This window comes from Sedimentitalea xiamensis (assembly GCF_030164465.1).
GTDB lineage: Bacteria > Pseudomonadota > Alphaproteobacteria > Rhodobacterales > Rhodobacteraceae > Sedimentitalea > Sedimentitalea xiamensis.
Genome location: NZ_JASNJE010000023.1, coordinates 1 through 17,886, shown reverse-complemented (window position 1 = coordinate 17,886; position 17,886 = coordinate 1). Strand labels below are relative to the sequence as shown.

Sequence of the window (17,886 nt, the reverse complement as noted above, 5' to 3'; positions counted from 1 at the left end):
AGGTGCCGGTCGTTAACAACGACCGGCATCGCAGATCGTGTACCTTTTGGCTACTTTGGGACAGAGGCAAGCAGGTAGCAAGTCCCGCGTTGTCGTGGTCCATTTCCGCAAGAGGTGGTCCTGGTTTTTCGACCATTTGTCCGCCGGGTTAAGCTATAGCATGGGTTTCATGTCAGGCGGCGACTTTCAGAGTCTGGGACTGCGCAGGCCTGGCATCGCGCCCGAGATGGAGACCAACCTGCAGGAACAGATGCATCACGGCCTGATGGTGGCCAATGACGCGGTTCGGCGGGCACAGAATCCAAATCTCCTCAAACTCGCGGCGCATCACGTAAGGGGCGCGTTGATACAGGCGTTGAGTTCGGTCAGGGAAGTCGACGAGAACCCCCGGGAGACCAGCCAGTCCAAGCGCATACTGGTTGAAGCGGCCATCGAATACCTGGCCGAACGTCCGGACGAACCGGTGGCGGTTAGCAAGATCACCGAGGTTCTGCGCGTAAACGAACGCATGCTGCAGCGTGCCTTCCAGGAACGCATGGGGATGACACTGCGCAGCTTCGAGCGCGACAGACGCTTGCGCGCGGTCCATGGCACGATACTTGCCGAAGGAAGTCGGCGATCGATTACCGATATCGCAATGAGCTTCGGTTTCACCCATCTGGGCCGATTTTCAGCCGCATATTCAAGGATGCATGGCTGTGCCCCGAGTGAGACAAGGCGGCGGTTCTGGCAGGACCAGACGTTTGGCGCCGGTCAGGCAGAGCCATTGGACGCACAGGCGGCCTGTTGAACGATCAGAGGATGGGGACGAAGGCCGTAGTGTCACCGGAGAGGAACAAATGGGCGAAAGACATGGCGGGGGTCAGTCGGATCGTTTGTCAATTCGAAGTCGCCGGGATTGCATGAAGGGTGCAATCCTGCTTCAGTGATCACGGCGTACGACCGGGCTTTCGGACACGACGGCCTCCGGCTTTTCTTGTCTCGGTCCAGGTGCCTGAATGAGGAGAGCCGCGTTCCGGCAGAACGATCCGTGTTGCGTTGCCGTGGAGAACCACCCATGTGCCACAATTGCCGCCAAGCCGTCGCCCTTGGGCCGGGGCCTGGTGTGATCGACCGCCGCCAGGCCCTGCTCAGACTTGCCGGAGGCGGTCTCGCCGCCGCCGCCACTTGTGCCTTGCCAATCGCTGCGGCGGCTTCGACACAGGTGATCCAGGCGCCCTATGGGGCAGGTTTCTGCAGCCTTGACCTCTTCCTCGCTCATGCCCGGCAACTGGCCGAAGACGACGGTGTCTCAATCGAACTCGTGACCACTCCGACATTCGCCGATCATATTACGATGGTAGGAAATGGGGCCGTCGACGTGAGCGTGACACCCTATGCAAGTGCCATCGCCCTGATCGAGAACGGGGCGAACATCCGTATTGTCGGCGGCGGCGGGATCGAGGGCTGCGGGCTGGTCGCACGCGCCGGTATCGATGGGCCGGACAAGATTCCGGGCACAACACTTGGCACGTTCCAGATGGACAGTCTCGAGGTCATGGCTTTCGACTGGCTGCGTGCCAATGGCGTGCCGCTGGCCGATGTCGAAATCCGCTACATGGGTTCCATCCCCGAGGCGGTCGAAGCGTTCAAGGCCCGCGCGCTTGACTGGATCTCATCGATCGAACCTTATGTCACATCACTGCTGGCCGAGGTTCCCGGCGCGCATCTGCTGTCGAACGGACGTGACATCTACGATCAGGATTACCCCGATTGCGTGCTGACTGCCCAGGTCGAGGCCATCGAGACACGACGGCCCGAGGCCATCTGTGCCGTCATCAAGGCTTTGATGCGTGCGCAGCATGCCTGCGAAACTGATCTCGATTCCATTTTGTCCGCCATGGTCGGGTCTTACTACAAGACTTCTCTCGAAGACGCGAAACTCGGCGCTGCGAACCAGCCCCTGCAGGTCGATATTCGTGGCCAGGAGGATTTCATCCTTTCCCGAGCCGACAGCCTGATCGACATGGGCTACATTACACAACGACCGGATCCGCAGCTGATTGACTGCGCCTGCTGAAGAAAACAATCGCCGACAACACTGCGCTTTGGCAGAGCCTTGGTCGCCGGGCCGGCGTCTGAGTGGTTCGGACGTTGTGCGTACGCAGCCTGCGTCGTCCTCGGGATGCGGCCCCCCGGTCCGACCAAGCGCTGCGGCGCGTTTCGCGCCTACGCGAAGGAGAAGCGCCATGCCCAGGGACATGAAAGCGCCGATACATGACATCAATCCGGTCGCCAGTATCGGACCCAACTGTTCAAACGGTCCGAAAGCCCGCGCGAGCAAGGCTCGGTGGCGAGCGTTCGGTGTGCGCCTGTGCTGGAGTCTGCTGTCCGTTGGGCTGTTCGCCCTGATCTGGGAGGCGGCTTGGCTTGCCGGCCTCGCCGATCCGCGCCTGCTGCCTCCGCCGCATGTCTTCCTTGCCGACTTCGGTGCGCAGGCACGCCACTTCAACACCTCCGATCGCTGGCTGATCACTTCCGGTGAGGTCGCTGCCCGGCCTGCGGCATTGGCGGTTCTGAGTACGGTGACTGCGACGGCCACACGGGTTCTCGCCGGCCTTGCGCTCGCCGCCATCGCGGCGCTCACCATGGGGCTGGCGGCACGATACTGGCCGCTTTTCGGCAAGCTTACCCTTCCAACCGTTACCTTCCTTGCCCCGGTCTCGGCGGTTACCTGGTTGCCCGTCGCCATTTTCATCTTCGGCGTCGGCAGTATGCCGGCGATCTTCATGGTGTTCATAGCGCTCTTCTTCCTGATGCTGCTCGCCACCGTCAGCCAGATCGATGCGGTCGAAGCGCCCTATCTCGAAGTTGCCCGAATGATGGGTGCCTCGCGTCGCCAAATCTTCCTGCAAGTCGTTCTGCCGGCCATCCTGCCCGGTCTCTTTGTCATCCTGCGCCTCAACCTTTTCGCCGCCTGGATGGTGGCGCTCTTTGTGGAGGCCACGGGGGTCAGTCGGGGACTGGGTCAGGTGGTCATGCTGGTGCGCAACGGCTTCAATCCGAGGCTTGTGTTCTTCACAATCGTGCTTCTCGGCGTGATCGGCTACCTCTTCGATCTCGGCTTCCGCCTGATCGAGCGCCGGGCGCTTTACTGGCTTCCCGGCGGTGGCGGCGGGCAGTATCTTGACCGCTGAGCGCCCCCTGTCGTTGGCTTGCCGGGGCGTTGGGAAGATCTGGTCGCCGGGGTTGCCTTCCGAGACCCGGGCACTGGCCGACCTCAGTCTGAACGTCGGTCACCGCGAGATCGTCGCCATCCTCGGACCCTCGGGTTGTGGCAAGACCACGCTCCTGCGGCTGGCTGCGGGACTCGAACAGCCCAGCGACGGCTCCGTTTTGGCAGCGGGCCAGCCTGTCGCCGGACCCAGCCCCACCCGGACAATGGTGTTTCAGGTACCCTGCCTCTACCCCTGGCAGACCGTCTGGGAAAACGTGAGCTTCGGTCTTGCCTTGCAGGGTGTGTCACGGCAGGACCGCCATGACTCCGCCCGGGGCATGCTCGCGAAGTTCGGTCTCGCCCCAGTGATGGGGCAACTGCCACATACGCTCTCGCTCGGCATGCAGCAGCGCGCCGCGATTGCCCGGGCTCTGTTGATGCAGCCGGCGCTTCTGATTCTCGATGAACCCTTTGCCGCACTTGACGTTCTGATGCGCCAGCGCATGCTGCGCTACCTGCTGGAGACGGTGCGCGAGACCAACGGCGCCGTTCTGCTTGCCACACATGACATTGATGAAGCGCTGGCGCTTGCTGACCGGATCTTGGTAATGACCGCCCGGCCCGGTCGGATCCGGACTGAACTCAGGATCGACGAAGAACGGCCGCGGGACCTGAACGCGCCGGCGCTTCTCGCCGCGCGCCGTCATCTGACCGGCGTGATCGGCGATGAAGCGGATCGGGCCTTTCTCGAACAGGAAGCCTGACTCACCGGGAGGCGGCCCTCGCCGGATCGTGGTCAGGCGTATTTCTACGGTCGCACCGTGTCGGGAAGCGGATAGCCTGTCTGCACTGGGCTGTCATTCTGACAACGGCCACAACCAAAGGCATCCATCAAAACAGCGGGGATTGCCGGACGAACGTCAAAGGCTCGCTGTCGGCGACATGTGACTTCAACTGAAAGGAAACGAAACTATGGATGATGAAGTCGTGCAGGGTGGCGGGCACCTGTTCGGGACAACCTTCCCCAGCCTTTTGATGGACATGCTGGCGATTTTCGTCTTCGTGATCTGGTTCTGGCTCATGATCCGCGTGATGGCGGACATGTTCAGACGCTCGGACATTTCCGGTTTCGTCAAGGTGATGTGGGTGATCTTTCTGATCGTCCTGCCCTACATCGGGGTTTTCGTTTATCTGCTGACTCAGAACTCGGCTATGCATGACCGCGATATGAAACAAGCTGTCCTTGCACGGGATGAATTGAGAAAAGTGATCGGATTCAGTGTCTCGGATGAGATCCGAAAACTTGACCAGCTCAAGTCCGAGGGCTCGATCACTGAGGAGGAGTACAAAAAGCTGCGCGCGAGCTTGATCTGAGTTGCAGCTTGGTAAACGTCAGTGTCAGAGCGAGTCCGGTTGAGGCGGGTAGGCCGGTTTGTAGATATGTACGTACCCGCAAGACATCTTCTTTAAGCTCCAAGTTGGAGAAGGAGGATGTAATCGATGACAGAGGACCAGCGATAGATCCGTCGTAAATTGCGTGTTCTTGAGCACGCTGAGCAGACCGGATCGGTGAGTAAGACGCCGGTATTTCGGGATTCGGCGCGCCAGTTTCTATCGCTGGCGACATCGGTATGACAGCCACGGTGCTCCGTAAGGTGGCACTATCAGGGGGGGGCCGCACGTTGAATACCGCAAACGAACGAACCCGGTCGACGGGTGGCGCGCAGAGACCGGAACTCGGGTGGGCGCTGGTTCCCATCATCACGCTCATCGTGTTGCTGGCGCTGGCCTATTTCCTTTTCGGCGACGAAGCCGCCAAGGGTCCGAACCAGATCGCTCTGACCATGGCTGCCATCGTCGCGATCCTAGTGGGCTTCCGGCACCGCGTCTCTATGGACGAAATGCGCGCTGCGGCGCTCGAGAGCGTTGGTACGGGGTTGCCCGCCCTCTTTATCCTGCTCGCGGTAGGGGCGCTGATCGGCACCTGGGCCATGAGCGGAACGCTGGTGGCGATGGTCTACTGGGGGCTGCAGTTACTCTCGCCCAACTACTTCTACTTTACCGTGGTATTAATTTGCGCAGCCGTGGCACTCTGTATTGGCAGTTCCTGGACGGTAGCAGGTACCATCGGCATAGGGCTTATGGGGGTGGCGCTGCAGATGGGGTTGAGTCCGGCAGTCACCGCGGGCGCGGTGTTGTCCGGCGCCTATTTCGGTGACAAGTCCTCGCCGCTGTCGGATGCCACCAACCTGGCCTCGGCGGCAGCAGGCGCCGAGCTCTACCGGCATATCCTCGAAACCTTGTGGACCTCGGTGCCGACGCTTCTTCTGAGCCTCGGCTTTTTCTTCATGCTGGGCTCGCCGGGAGATTTCGATGCCTCCTCGCTGACCGAGATGCTGGCGGCGGACTTCGACACCGGTTTCGTGCCGTTCATCCCGCTCATCGTGGTGCTGGGGCTGGCGCTGCTGAAGCTGTCGCCGTTCCTGACAATCATGGGCGGCGCCATCGCCGGTGCGTTGGTCGCCGTCACCCTCAACCCCGGAAACGTGATCCTTGCCGCCAACGATCCGGATCTCGCCTACCCGCTCGCGCTGCTGAAGGGCGTGTGGAAGGCGATGGCGAGCGGCAACGTCTCGCAAACCGGGGCTGCGGCGCTCGACCAGCTCCTGAGCCGGGGCGGCATGGAGAGCATGCTGATCACCATCTGGCTCATCCTTTCGGCGCTGGCCTTCGGCGGGATCATCGAGAAGGTCGGCATCCTCGACCGGCTGCTGGAGCCGGTGCTGAGGGCCGCGCGCACCACGGGGCGGCTCATCGCATCGGTCGTTGCCGCCTCGCTCGGGGCCAACCTGCTGGTGGGGGACCAGTATATCGCCATCGTCATGCCCGGAAAGATGTTCCAGAGCGCCTTTCGCGCCAAGCGGCTGGCGCCGGAGGTACTGTCGAGGGCGGTGGGCGATTCCGCCACCGTGATCAGCGCGCTGGTGCCTTGGAACAGCTGCGGCGCCTACATGGCGGCTACGCTGGGGGTGGCGACAGTGAATTACCTGCCGTTTGCCGCCTTCAACCTGCTGAACCCGATCATCACCATGGTCTTCGGCTTCATGGGCTGGCGGATGATCCGCACGCCGGAGCCGCGGACGGCCTAACAACCCGCAGCATGCGCCCGCGATATAGGCAACGTTGCGGGCCGCCGCCTTCGACAGTTGCGCATTGGCGCGACGGCGTTGATTGCCTCGCCCGCGTGAGCGCGGCGATTTCGGTCGGAATGCGGATAGCCGCGGTTTCCCCATCATCGTACTTTTCGGTATCCGCATGTAGTCCGTGGGAGAACAAGGTCTGCATCGGAGGCGTTCGTATGCCGGTGCAAGATCAACCGAGACTCGCGGAAAGACGCTGGAACCAATGATCGCGGGAGGCATTCGTTGATGAATCTGAATTCAGGTAAAGTCGAAAAACATGACGGCGACACGACGACCGTAATGGCAACCGGCAACATCGGCGGGGCAAGGCATTGCCATCCTGCCAGCGGTTTGGCCCCGATCGCCGGGCTTTGGACGCTTTCCCTCCTTCTGGCCACGCCCGCCCTGTCCGATGCCGTCTTCGAGAACGCCTCGGGCGGCTCGGTCCGGCTCTACGGCCACGTGAACCCGGCATTTCTCTATTTCGATGACGGCGTGCAGACTTACGACAACCTCACCGACAGTTCGCATTCGGTGTCCCGCATCGGAATGAGGTTGTTGCAGCCGTATGATATTGGCACCTTTGGGTTCTGGCTGGAAACAAACCTTGGGGCACCGCAATCCGCCAACTTCAGCCAGACCGGGGATCCGGGATGGAATTGGAGACGCACCAATATCCGCCGGGTCGATCTGAGTCTGGTGACGGCGAATTGGGGCAGCTTTTATGCCGGGCAGGGTAGCATGGCGACGGACGGGGTCGCCGACCTAGACCTGTCAAACACCTGGCTGGCGAACGCCAACTCGATTGGCGATACCGCCGGCAGTTTCCAGTTCCGAACCACCGCAGGCGTGCTCTCGGGCATCGCCATTGACGACGCGATGCCCAGTCTGAATGGCACACGACGCGCGCGCATCAGGTACGACACGCCGTCATTCTCGGGCTTTACCGTCAGCGCCGCATATGGCGAGGAGGTGCTGCAATCCAACAATGACGACACCTTCTATGATGCTGCCCTCGTCTACCAGAACACATTCGCCAACGGTACGGAACTTGTGGGCGGAATAGGCTGGTCGCGGCGCGAAAGCCCCGGCCTTCCGGACCGCGACGACACGACGGGTGCGCTCAGCATACTTCTGCCGTCTGGCCTGAACTTTTCCTTTGCGGCGGGCAGCCGGAATACGGGTGGCGACTACGCCTATGGGAAGATCGGGTTCATTGGCGACTGGTTCAGTGTCGGTACAACGGCCTTCTCAATCGACTATTACGACGGTTCCGATTTTACGGTGACGGGAGCGTCGGCCAACAGCTTTGGAGCAGGCTTGGTGCAGCAGTTCGACGCGGCCCGGGTACAGGCCTATCTCGCATACCGGACATACGAATACGCCGATGCGACGGCAACCTATCTCGACGCCAGTTCGATCTTCTTCGGTGCGCGCTGGGATTTCTGAAGCCCGGGGCGGCAATCGACGAAGTGTAGATCGACGTCAGGCCGCCTGACTCCCGGCGGCGGCCTTCGGTTTGAGCTTGTCGTATTTCGTTTTCGAAGATTCTGACTGATATCGGATGCGGGCAGTCCGATGCGCAGCCCAGGTGTGGGAAATGTTAGAAGCGTCGGAACGTCATTTCGCGACACCTGGGAACGCCTTTGGTCCGCCGAGATTCAAAGCAAGGTGTGTTGCATTCGCACTGGAACGCTTCGCGGCTGCAATCTCCGCCGTGCACCATGTTCGGCAGCCTCCGAAATGGCGATCTCCCTTGCCACGCAATGGCCAGCCGGACCGCGGCCCAAGGATTGTTCTGCCCGACGGTCCGAGCACTATTGACGGAAAGTGGATAGCCTGGGCTTGTTTTGCGAGCATTATAAGCTTGCGTTAGCAGTTGGTATCCTGACTGGCACCGCTTCGGTATGGAAGATCGGAAGGTGCTGTCCGCATTTGGGGGATAGTAGAGTCACCCGTTGGACAACCGTTCGTTCGTATGATTTCGTCTGAAAGGACCACGATGGCTGAAAAATCACAGAAATTTTCACTGATGGCGCTGACCGCCATGGTGGTGGGATCGATGGTCGGAGCGGGGATCTTCAACCTGCCCGGCCGCTTCGGCCAGGCGACGGGACCATTCGGGGCGATCATCGCGTGGAGTATAGCAGGGACTGGCATGTATATGCTGGCGCGGGTGTTTCAGGCGCTGGCCGAGCGCAGGCCCGATATCGACTCGGGCGTATTCGCCTATGCCAAAGCCGGCTTCGGCGACTATACGGGGTTTCTGTCGGCCTTCGGGTACTGGCTCGGCAGCATTCTCGGGAATGTCTTCTACTGGGTGCTGATCGGCACAACGCTAGGCAACTTCTTTCCGGCCTTCGCCGGCGGCAATACGTTCGTTGCGATCACCGTCTCGCTGATTGGCATCTGGGCTTTCCACTTCATGATCCTCCGTGGTGTGCAGGAGGCGGCCTTCGTCAACTTCGTGGTGACCATCGCAAAGATCGTTCCCATCATCGTTGCGCTGCTCATGATGCTCTTCGCCTTCAACTACCAACAGTTCGCCGAGAACTTCTTCGGCGGCGTGGGTATGCCCGACAAATCCCTGTTTGCCCAGGTGCGCGACACGATGCTGATTACCGTGTTCGTGTTTATCGGGATTGAGGGGGCGAGTGTTTATTCACGCTATGCGAAGACTCGCGCCGATGTCGGCACGGCGACGATCCTAGGCTTCGTAGGTGTAACCGGCCTGATGCTGGCCGTTACCATGCTGCCCTACGCAAACATGCCGCGTGCCGAGATCGCCGAACTGAGCAACCCGTCGCTGGCCGGAGCGCTTGAGGCGGTGGTCGGAAGATGGGGCAAGGTTTTTATCTCCATTGGGGTTCTAGTCTCGGTACTTGGTGCCTTTCTTGCCTGGTCGCTCATCTGTGCGGAAGTTCCCCATGCCGCGGCGCAATCCAGGGACATGCCGAGCGCCTTCGGCCGCGAAAACAGCAACAAAGTGCCGGTCGTCTCTCTCTGGGTCACCAATATCCTGGTCTCACTGTTCGTGGTGTCGACCTATTGGTCGAGCGACGCTTTCTGGTTCATGCTCGACATGACCAGCGTCACCACCCTGATCCCCTATCTTCTGGTGGCAGGCTACGGCGTCATCATCGCGCGCAACGGCACCGGCTACGAGGATGTACCGGGCGAACGGCGCCGCGACCTCATATTCGCCTGGATCGCGGTGATCTACACCCTGATCATGTTCGTGGCCGCCGGACTGAAGTACGTCATTCTCGTGGCCGTGCTCTTCGCGCCGGGAACGCTTCTCTATTTCTGGGCCAGGAACGAGCAGAAGCTGCAATACTTCAACCATAAGGAACGGGTGCTCTTCGGGCTCGTGGTTGTTGGCGCGGTAATCGGCCTCATCGGGCTGATCACCGGCCACATTACTCCCTGAATCCCGCCTTCGCCTTTCAAGACCACCTTATACCAATATGGAGATTGTCATGTCCGACCAACAACCCTTCGGCGTCCATTCGGAAGTCGGCCAACTGCGCAAGGTGATGGTCTGCGCCCCCGGTCGGGCACACCAGCGGCTGACACCCTCGAACTGCGACGACCTGCTGTTCGACGACGTGCTCTGGGTCGAGACTGCCAAGCGTGACCATCTGGATTTTCAACAGAAGATGCGCGACCGGGGCGTGGATGTGGTCGAGATGCACGATCTGCTGACCCAGACCGTCGCCATCCCCGAGGCCCGCACCTGGATCCTCGACAACCGGATCACCGCCAACGAGGTCGGGCTTGAGCTGATGGACGACGTCCGCAGCTACCTGCAGGAGATGCCCGACCGAGAGCTGGCCGAAACCTTGATCGGCGGCCTCTCGGTCGAGGAATTCCCCGAAGCGCAATCAGGCGCGCTGATGAACCTGATCCGCAATTCGCCGGGCATCAGCCGCTACCTGGTCTCGCCCCTGCCCAACACGCTTTACACCCGTGATACGACCTGCTGGGTCTATGGCGGCTGCACGGTGAACCCGCTCTATTGGCCCGCCCGCAAGGACGAGACCCTGCTGACAACGGCGATCTACAAGTACCACCCGGATTTCGCCGGCAAGGTGAAGGTCTGGTGGGGAAATCCCGAAGAAGAGCACGGGCTTGCCACGATCGAAGGCGGCGACGTGATGCCGGCGGGCAACCGGACCATGCTGATCGGCATGTCGGAACGCACTTCGCACCAGGGGATCGCGCTGCTGGCCAAGTCGCTGTTTGAACAGGATGTCGTCGATCACGTGCTCGTCGCCGCCATGCCGAAGCTGCGCGCGGCGATGCATCTCGACACGGTCTTTACTTTCGCCGACCGGGACTGTGTGCTGGTCTACCCCGATATTGTGGACACGATCACGCCCATCAGCGTGCGCCCGGGCGACAACGGCAAGCTGGATATCCGCCGCAATGAAGGGTCCTGGACGGATGCGGTGCGAGATGCGCTGAACCTTAGGAAGATCCGCGTGGTCGAAACCGGAGGCACCGCCTACATGCGTGAACGCACCCAGTGGGACTCGGGGGCCAACCTAGTCTGCGCCTCGCCGGGCGTGGTCTATGCCTATGACCGCAACACCTACACCAACACGCTGCTGCGCAAGCAGGGGATCGAGGTCATCTCCATCGCCGGGGCCGAGCTTGGCCGGGGCCGTGGCGGCGGCCACTGCATGACCTGCCCCATCATCAGGGACCCGGTCGACTACTGAGAGGCTGATTTGAAACTTGTTGAGAGGGCATTGTCATTTGTGGGGGTATGTGCCGAGATCGCCGCCGCCGCGACCGCCAGGTTCCGTCCGAATGACCTGACAAAGGGGATAGCCATATGCGCCTGATGTCCGTGGGCATCGGATATATTTTTGATGCACACGGATTTGTCAGGGCAGCGCGCATGGCCAGGGCCTCCCGTTCCCGCGCGGCCTGATCGCGTCAGAACCCGCTGACTCCGGGTAGCCAGGTGGAGAGGGCCGGGACGAAGGTGATCAGGAGGAGCGCCGCCACCAGCGCCAGGAAGAAGGGCGGCATCTCCATGATCAGCACCGAGGGTTTCAGCCTTACCGTCGAGGAGACCACGAAGATCAGGCTGCCCACCGGCGGCGTGGTGAGGCCCAGCGTCAGGTTGACGATCACCACGATGGCGAAGTGATTGGGGTCGATCCCCATGGCAAAGCTGATCGGCGCCAGGATCGGCACCAGGATCATCACGCCGGGCAGCGGGTCCATGAACAGGCCGAACACCAAGAGCAGCAGGTTCACCGCCAGCAGAAAGACGATGGGCGACAGATCCCAGGCGATGATGGTTTCGGCGAGGAACTGCGGGATGCCCTCGATGATCAGGATCCAGGCAAAGGCCCGCGCCGCACCGAGGATCAGCAGCACCGCCGCCGAGGTCAGCGCCGCGCGCAGGATGATCTCGGGCAGGTCGCGCAGGCGCAAGGAGCGATAGACGAACATGCCGACGATGAGCGCATAGAACACCGCGATGACCGAGGCTTCGGTCGGGGTGAAGATGCCGAAGCGGATGCCGCCGACGATCAGCAGGATCAGCAGCAGCGCCGGCAGCGCGTAGACCGCGACACGGGTGATTTCCGCGAGCGGCGGCCGTGGCGCGTCCGAAGCATAGCCGCGCCGGTGGCTCATGCGGGCGTTGGCCAGCAGCACCGCCAAGGTAATCACGATCCCCGGCAGGATGCCCGCCATGAACAGCGATCCGACCGAGACCTCCTGATCCTGCATGGCATAGATGATCATGGTGATCGACGGCGGGATGATCGGCCCGACCACCGCGCTGGCGATGGTCAGCGCCCCGGCATAGGCGCGGTCATAGCCGCCTTTCTCCATCATCCGGATCATCATCGAGCCCGGCCCGGCGGCATCGGCAAGCGCGCTGCCAGAAATGCCCGCGAACATCGCCGAACTGACCACATTGGCATGGCCGAGCCCGCCCTTGAGGTGCCCGACCAGCGATTGCGCGAGCCGCAGCACCGCCATGGTGATGGCGCCGCCGGTCATGATCTCGGCGGCGAGGATGAAGAAGGGCACGGCGAGCAGCGGAAAGCTGTCGAGACCAGCGAACATTTCCTTGACCACGACGAGGTTGGGATAGGTCGAGCCGAGGCTGAGCGCGGTAAAGACCGCGATCGCCATGGCGAAGGCCACCGGCACGCCGAGCGCCAGCAGCAGGAACAGCATCGGGAACAGGATCTCAGCCATTGGCGCTATCGGGCAGGTGGGTGGTTTCGCTGTCATCGCCATCGGGGTGCTTGTAGCTGCCGGCGGTGATGAACGGATAGGCGATAAAGGCCAGATGCAGGATCAGGAGCGCAAAGCCCACCGGCATCGCCGCATAGACATAGAGAAACGGCAGGCGCAGAGCCGGTGTCACCTGATATTGCATGCGCTGCGCGTATTGGATGCCGACATAGACCATGAAGCCGAAGAATATCAGCAGCCCGAGCGCGATGGCACCGCGCATGATCTTTTGCCCCCGGTCGGGCAACGCATCGCGCAGGTTGGTGATCGCCACATGCCCGCCCATGCGCAGCACCAGCCCGGCGCCGCCGAAGGTCATCCAGATCATCAGGTACCGGGCCGCCTCATCCGCCCAGGGCAGGGAATGCGCGGTCAGATAGCGCAGGGCGATATTGGCCCCGACGACGAGCGTCATCGCGGTCAGCATCAGGATCAGCGCCCAGCCGTTCAGCACCACAATGATGTGCTCGAGCTTCTTCAAGTTGCGGCCTCTGGCAAGCGAACCGGCGCCCGAAGGCGCCGGCACGGAGCTATTGGAAGTTCACGATGGAATCGACGAGTTCCTGCCCATAGGTCTCGTAATAGCCCTCATAGGCGGAGGCGATGGCCGCCTGGAACTTGGCCTTTTCCTCGGGCGACAGGGCGTTGACCTGCATGCCGCGCTCTTTCAGCGTCGCGACACCGGTGGTTTCGACATCGTCTACGAAACCGCGCATCGCCGTCACCGCTTCTGCCGCGGCCTTTTCGAACGCGGCTTTCTGATCGTCGCTCAGACCTTCCCAGAACGGCCGCGACACCAGGAGCATCGCCGGCGAATAGACATGGCCCGAAAGCGTCAGGTATTTCTGCACCTCGTCCAGCTTGACCGACACGATCACCGACAGCGGGTTTTCCTGCCCATCGATCACGCCCTGCTGAAGCGACGAGATCACCTCGGGCCAGGCCATCGGGGTCGGTGCCGCGCCCATGGCGTTGAACGCGGCCAGGTGCACCGGGTTCTCCATGGTGCGGATCTTCAGCCCCTCGACATCGGCGGGCGTCTCGATGGCGTTGCGGTTGTTGGTGATGTGGCGGAAGCCCTGCTCGCCCCAGGCGAGGCCATGCAGGCCGACATCGTCGAACCTGGCCAGGATTTCCTGCCCGATCGGCCCGTCGAGTACCGCCCGCGCGTGATCGAGATCGCGGAACAGGAAGGGAATGTCGAAAACCCCGGTCTCGGGCACGAAATTGGCCAGCGTGCCCGATGACACGATGGTGGCCTCGACGGTGCCCAGTTGCAGCCCTTCGATGACCTCGCGCTCGCCGCCAAGACCCGAGGAGGGGAAATGGGTAAAGCTGAACTGATCGCCGGTTTCGGCCAGCAGAACCTCTTCGAATTTCTGTGCCGCGACGCCGTAATGGCTGTCGGGCGCCAGCGCATAGCCGATCTTGATCTCGGTCTGCGCAAGGGCGGGAGCGCCGATCGCAACAAGGGCGCCGATGGCGGCCAGCCCGCGAATGGTGAATGTCATGGTATCCTCCGGTTAATCTTTGTCGGTGCTACACAAGCTAATTTACGCTGGCAAGACCAACCCGGCGCGCGGTCGGGGTCAGGCGATATCATCCCGCCGGAAGATGCGGACGAGTTCCGGGACATAGGCTTGCCCATGCCCGGCAGCGGCGGCAGCGGCAAGCGCCGTGGCGACGCCGTCGGCAATGGTCTGCCGCGCACCCGCGTCTTCCGACATGGCGCGATAATAGTCGATATCCTTCTGTGCATTGGCGATGGCAAACGGCAGGCCCTCGCGGTCGCCTTCGACGATATAGGGGGCCAGCCGGTCGAGCGCGGCGCTGGCGCCGCCGCCGCCGGCCAGCACATCCACCAGAACCTGCGGCGCGATTCCCGCATCGGCGGCCTGTGCTGCCGCTTCGGCGAGCAGCGACATGAAGCCGACCGAGACGAAATTATGCAGCAGCTTGAGCCGGTGGCCATGGCCAAGCGGCCCGACATGGCTCACCGTTTCGGTGAAGGCGTCCAGCACCGGGCGGACCCGGTCCAGCACCTCCGCCTCGCCCCCGACCAGAAGGTTCAGGCTCCCCTCATGGGCGTGTCTGGCGGTGCGCGTCATCGGCGCGTCGAGGTAATCGCCCCCGGCTTCCCGGATGGCCGCGCCCATGCGCAGGGTCGAGTTTGGCAGGGAGGTCGAGCAATCGACGATCACCGTGCCGGGGTTCAGCCCGGAGATCAGCCCGTTTTCCCCCGCGATAATGGCTTCGACCTGCGCCGAGCCGGTGACGCAGAGGATCACCACCTCGCAGACCGCGGCCAGTGCCGCCGGTGTGGCGCAGGCACGGGCGCCAAGCCCGCGCAGCTCGTCCACCGGCTGATTGCCCGGATGGTCGAGAAACACGAGGGAATGCCCGTCGTGCAACAGCACGTTGCGGGCAATGCCGTGGCCCATGAGCCCGACACCGATGATTCCGACTTTCACCTTGATGTCCTCCTGTTTTCCGCTTGTCCGGGCGTGTCCGGTCAGTCGGTGTTGATCCAGATCGCCTTGGTGTCGAGATAGTCCTCCACATGGCCGCGCCCGCCCTCTCGCCCATAGCCCGACATCTTGACCCCGCCAAAGGGCACCGCCGGGTCGATGGCGTGATACATGTTGACCCAGACCGACCCGGCCCGAAGCCTGTGCGCCAGTTTGTGCGCGGTGCCCAGATGGGTCGAGAACACCCCGGCGGCCAGCCCGTAGGGCGTCGCATTGGCGCGCGCCACCACCTCGTCGATGCTGTCAAAGGGCAGGGCCGAAATGACCGGGCCGAAGATCTCTTCGCGGGCGATGCTCATCTCGTCGGTCACGCCGCCGAACACGGTGGGCTGAAAATAATGCCCGCCGGCAAGATGGCCGCCCTCGGCGCTGCCGCCGCCGGTCAGCAGGTGGGCGCCTTCCTTGGGGCCGGCGGCAAGATAGCCGGCGATGCGCCCGGCCTGGCGCGCCGAGATGATCGGCCCGATTTCGGTGGTTTCCTCGATTCCGTGCCCGATCCGCAGACCCGCCGCGTAGTCGGCCACCCGCCCGAGAAACTCGTCATGGATCTCGCGCGCCACGAACAGCCGCGAACCGGCGATGCAGATCTGCCCGGAATTGGCGAAAACCGCCATCGCCGCCACCGGCACCGCCTTGTCGATATCGGCGTCGCGGCAGACGATCACCGGCGATTTGCCGCCCAGTTCCAGCGAGACCCGCTTGAGATTGCCGGTCGCTGCGCGGGCGATGGCCTGCCCGGTCGCGGTCGAGCCGGTAAAGACGATCTTGTCGACACCGGGATGCGCGGCCAGCGCCGCGCCCGCCTCGGCCCCCAGCCCCGGCACGATGTTCAGCACCCCGTCGGGCAGCCCGGCCTCCTGCATGATCCGCGCGATCATCAAGACGGTCAGCGAGGCTTCTTCCGACGGCTTCAGCACCACCGTGCAGCCGGTCGCCAGCGCCGGTCCGATCTTCCAGATCGACCCGGCGATCGGAGCGTTCCAGGGAATGATGGCACCGACCACGCCCACCGGTTCGCGCACGGTGGCGGAATAGATCTCGCCGGGAAAGGAATTGGGGATGGTGTCGCCGTGAGTCGCCACCGCCTGCCCGGCATAATAGCGCAACATGCCCAGAACCCGGCGGCTGTTGGCCAGCGTGCGCTGGATCGGCATCCCCATGTCGAGCGTGTCCGACAGGCACAGGCTTTCCCATTCGGCCTCGAACCGGTCGGCGATCCGCAGCAGGAGGTTCTGCCGCTCGAACGGCGTGAACCGCGCCCACGGCCCCTCCAGCGCCTTGCGCGCCGCCGCAACCGCCGCGTCGATGTCCTCTGCCCCGCCCCGCGGCACCGTCGCCAGAAGCGAACCGTCAGCGGGGTTGCGCGCCTCGATCACCGCGCCTGAACGCGCCTCGCACCATTGACCGCCGATGAACATCGGGCGAAAGCCACCATCATAGAGCGCCGCCGCGCGGGCTTTCCAATCCGTCATTTTCCGTCCTTCGCCTTGCTTGCGTTGCGTGTGTGCACCAGGCGCGGGCAAGAGACAACGTGGCATTTGCCGATTTGACCGCGCCCTGCTGGTCGGCGGGTTCAAACTTGTGCCTTGTCGGCGTGCGGTATATATTGGCGGTATGAAGACGGAGGGCAAACCCATGGTCGCGACCCGGCGCAAGACGTCGCTGACGCTCGATGCCGAGGCGCTTGACCGGGCCAGGGCGCTCGGGATCAATGTCTCGGCAGTGGCCGAGGCGGCACTGCTGCAAGCCGTTGCCGAGGCCCGCCGCCAGCGATGGCTCGACGACAATGCCGAAGCCTTCGCCGCCCAGAGAGACTGGCACGAACAAAACCGGCATCCGCTGGCCGGCATCATCGCCGCGCCGGGCGGCTCGTCATGGAGCCGCTGAGCCGCTTTGATGTCGCGGAGTATGACGGCGTTTTCATGGTCGTCGTCGAAAGCGACCTGCTGCCGCCGGACCCCGCGGTGGTCGTCATTCCGCTTTTGCCCGACTACCCGGCGGCGCGCTATCTGAACCCCGAAATCGAGCATGATGGCAAACGCCTGGTTCTCGCGACACGGCTGATCGCGGCGGTCTGGCGCTCGCGTCTGCGCCGTAGCGGGAACGTCACGGATCAGGGCGATCTGATCACACGGGCGGTCGATGTGTTGATGGCGGGTGTATAGGGCGCGGGAACTCGACACAGCGTCCCGCCTCTGCGAAACTGGCAAAACCGCGCCTGTCGGCTATCCTTGGCCGGCGCCCTTGAGACGAGGACCGAACAATGCCCCATATCCTGCAAGTCGATTTTCCCTATTCCGGCCCATGGGGGCAGGAAATGGCCGAAGCGATGGACGATCTGGCCCGGTCGATCGCCGGGGAACCGGGCCTGATCTGGAAGATCTGGACGGAAAATCAGGCCGCCGGCGAAGCGGGCGGCATCTATCTGTTCGAAGATGCGGCAAGCGCCGAAGCCTATCTGAATATGCACAGGGCGCGGCTCAACGGGTTCGGCGTCGAGGCGGTGAGGGGCAAGATATTCGCCGTCAACGACGCGCTTTCCCGGATCGACCGCGCGCCGCTGTGAGCGCGCGCAATTGACGCCGGCGCCTTTTAAAGCATTTCGGGGAAACCCTGAGTCGCTGGGGATTCCCTTGAGGGGTCGATTGTGATTCATCCTTTTCAGGAGGATGTTTCATGTCAGCACCACTGCCAGGCGCGCTTCGGACGCGGT

Annotated in this window: 17 protein-coding genes and 1 pseudogene; 13 read left to right on the top strand and 5 right to left on the bottom strand. The window is 62.7% G+C overall.

What is annotated here, in order from left to right; genetic code table 11:
• Positions 1 to 169: 169 nt before the first annotated feature.
• The 10 genes and pseudogenes from QO034_RS16385 (at position 170) to QO034_RS16340 (ending at position 11,102) form a co-directional block, all read left to right on the top strand.
• Positions 170 to 790 carry an AraC family transcriptional regulator gene (locus QO034_RS16385; RefSeq protein ID WP_284486609.1) on the top strand — a complete coding sequence of 207 codons (621 nt, stop codon included), beginning with the start codon at positions 170 to 172 and terminating at the stop codon, positions 788 to 790.
• A 315-nt stretch (positions 791 to 1,105) separates the two neighbouring features.
• Positions 1,106 to 2,059 (top strand): ABC transporter substrate-binding protein, encoded by a 954-nt coding sequence (locus QO034_RS16380; protein WP_284486608.1) that lies wholly within the window; start codon positions 1,106 to 1,108, stop codon positions 2,057 to 2,059.
• Positions 2,060 to 2,345: 286 nt separating this feature from the next.
• Positions 2,346 to 3,176, top strand: a complete 831-nt coding sequence (locus QO034_RS16375) for an ABC transporter permease (protein WP_284486607.1) — start codon at positions 2,346 to 2,348, stop codon at positions 3,174 to 3,176.
• Positions 3,148 to 3,960, top strand: a complete 813-nt coding sequence (locus tag QO034_RS16370) for an ABC transporter ATP-binding protein (protein WP_284486606.1) — start codon at positions 3,148 to 3,150, stop codon at positions 3,958 to 3,960. Before QO034_RS16375 ends, QO034_RS16370 begins: the two co-directional genes overlap by 29 nt.
• A gap of 208 nt (positions 3,961 to 4,168) precedes the next feature.
• Positions 4,169 to 4,570 carry an SHOCT domain-containing protein gene (locus QO034_RS16365; RefSeq protein WP_284486605.1) on the top strand — a complete coding sequence of 134 codons (402 nt, stop codon included), beginning with the start codon at positions 4,169 to 4,171 and terminating at the stop codon, positions 4,568 to 4,570.
• Positions 4,571 to 4,717: 147 nt separating this feature from the next.
• A pseudogene (locus QO034_RS16360) lies at positions 4,718 to 4,841 on the top strand (helix-turn-helix domain-containing protein); the annotation flags it as partial.
• Positions 4,842 to 4,878: 37 nt separating this feature from the next.
• Entirely contained in the window at positions 4,879 to 6,345 is a 1,467-nt protein-coding gene (locus QO034_RS16355) for a Na+/H+ antiporter NhaC family protein (RefSeq protein WP_284486604.1), read from the top strand.
• Between the two features lie 279 nt (positions 6,346 to 6,624).
• Positions 6,625 to 7,827, top strand: a complete 1,203-nt coding sequence (locus tag QO034_RS16350; protein WP_284486603.1) for a porin — start codon at positions 6,625 to 6,627, stop codon at positions 7,825 to 7,827.
• 553 nt (positions 7,828 to 8,380) lie between these two features.
• Positions 8,381 to 9,808, top strand: coding sequence for a basic amino acid/polyamine antiporter (locus QO034_RS16345; protein ID WP_284486602.1), 1,428 nt, complete (start codon positions 8,381 to 8,383; stop codon positions 9,806 to 9,808).
• Between the two features lie 49 nt (positions 9,809 to 9,857).
• Complete coding sequence (locus QO034_RS16340; RefSeq protein WP_284486601.1) at positions 9,858 to 11,102, top strand: arginine deiminase; 1,245 nt, start codon at positions 9,858 to 9,860, stop codon at positions 11,100 to 11,102.
• 220 nt (positions 11,103 to 11,322) lie between these two features.
• Here QO034_RS16340 and QO034_RS16335 read toward each other — a convergent pair whose 3' ends face one another.
• From QO034_RS16335 to QO034_RS16315, 5 genes are all read right to left on the bottom strand, one after another.
• A complete protein-coding gene (locus QO034_RS16335; RefSeq protein WP_284486600.1) occupies positions 11,323 to 12,606 on the bottom strand; it encodes a TRAP transporter large permease in 1,284 nt (427 codons plus the stop codon).
• Positions 12,599 to 13,126 carry a TRAP transporter small permease gene (locus QO034_RS16330; RefSeq protein ID WP_284486599.1) on the bottom strand — a complete coding sequence of 176 codons (528 nt, stop codon included), beginning with the start codon at positions 13,124 to 13,126 and terminating at the stop codon, positions 12,599 to 12,601. The genes QO034_RS16335 and QO034_RS16330 overlap by 8 nt, the downstream gene beginning before the upstream one ends.
• A 49-nt stretch (positions 13,127 to 13,175) precedes the next feature.
• Positions 13,176 to 14,156, bottom strand: coding sequence for a TRAP transporter substrate-binding protein (locus tag QO034_RS16325; protein WP_284486598.1), 981 nt, complete (start codon positions 14,154 to 14,156; stop codon positions 13,176 to 13,178).
• A 78-nt stretch (positions 14,157 to 14,234) separates the two neighbouring features.
• The gene (locus QO034_RS16320; RefSeq protein ID WP_284486597.1) at positions 14,235 to 15,116 is read right to left on the bottom strand and encodes an NAD(P)-dependent oxidoreductase; all 882 of its coding nucleotides are present in this window, start codon (positions 15,114 to 15,116) and stop codon (positions 14,235 to 14,237) included.
• A gap of 41 nt (positions 15,117 to 15,157) precedes the next feature.
• Positions 15,158 to 16,645 carry an aldehyde dehydrogenase family protein gene (locus QO034_RS16315; protein WP_284486596.1) on the bottom strand — a complete coding sequence of 496 codons (1,488 nt, stop codon included), beginning with the start codon at positions 16,643 to 16,645 and terminating at the stop codon, positions 15,158 to 15,160.
• A gap of 163 nt (positions 16,646 to 16,808) precedes the next feature.
• Here QO034_RS16315 and QO034_RS16310 point away from each other — a divergent pair, with 163 nt between their 5' ends.
• The 3 genes from QO034_RS16310 (at position 16,809) to QO034_RS16300 (ending at position 17,739) form a co-directional block, all read left to right on the top strand.
• Positions 16,809 to 17,060, top strand: a complete 252-nt coding sequence (locus tag QO034_RS16310; RefSeq protein WP_284486595.1) for a type II toxin-antitoxin system CcdA family antitoxin — start codon at positions 16,809 to 16,811, stop codon at positions 17,058 to 17,060.
• On the top strand, positions 17,048 to 17,338 hold the full coding sequence (locus QO034_RS16305) for a CcdB family protein (protein WP_284486594.1): 291 nt from the start codon (positions 17,048 to 17,050) through the stop codon (positions 17,336 to 17,338). The genes QO034_RS16310 and QO034_RS16305 overlap by 13 nt, the downstream gene beginning before the upstream one ends.
• Before the next feature lie 98 nt (positions 17,339 to 17,436).
• On the top strand, positions 17,437 to 17,739 hold the full coding sequence (locus tag QO034_RS16300) for a monooxygenase (protein ID WP_284486593.1): 303 nt from the start codon (positions 17,437 to 17,439) through the stop codon (positions 17,737 to 17,739).
• Positions 17,740 to 17,886: the final 147 nt, after the last annotated feature.